Genomic DNA, 407 nt, shown 5'->3' with positions numbered 1-407 from the left:
ACTATAATCGGCGGGATACATTATTTATTCTGTTAACCGAAGGCAACGATCTTAATTTTCTTAGTGAACTGCCTATGCTGCGCTTACCGGCCAACTCGACGCCTGAAGAGTTAAAGATATTTCTGCATCAACCCACCCGCTATTACAAAACCCATCCGGCGCCAGGCGCCTCGGTGCAGTTTACCGAGCGGGAAAAGAAAGTTATTCAACTTATCAGCAATGGCGAAGCGGTCGCCAGCATTGGCCGGTCGCTAAACCTGCATATAAAAACCATTTATCAGATCCGGCTGAATCTGATTAAAAAGCTCGGCTGCAGCGGTGGAACCGATTTTTTTAATATCAGCCGCAGCGAAACGTTCAAATCCTGGAGCCAGATTCACCTGTAACCCAGCACTCAAGCCCTGATC

General features: G+C 47.7%; 1 protein-coding gene. It reads left to right on the top strand.

Annotation, left to right across the window (positions count from 1 at the left end):
- On the top strand, positions 1–386 hold a 386-nt coding region (locus M3650_RS31380), incomplete at its 5' end, for a helix-turn-helix transcriptional regulator (protein WP_251580279.1).
- Positions 387–407: the final 21 nt, after the last annotated feature.

The organism is Paenibacillus sp. MER TA 81-3 (assembly GCF_023713585.1).
GTDB lineage: Bacteria > Bacillota > Bacilli > Paenibacillales > Paenibacillaceae > Paenibacillus_B > Paenibacillus_B profundus.
This window is presented reverse-complemented; position numbering and strand designations above follow the sequence as displayed.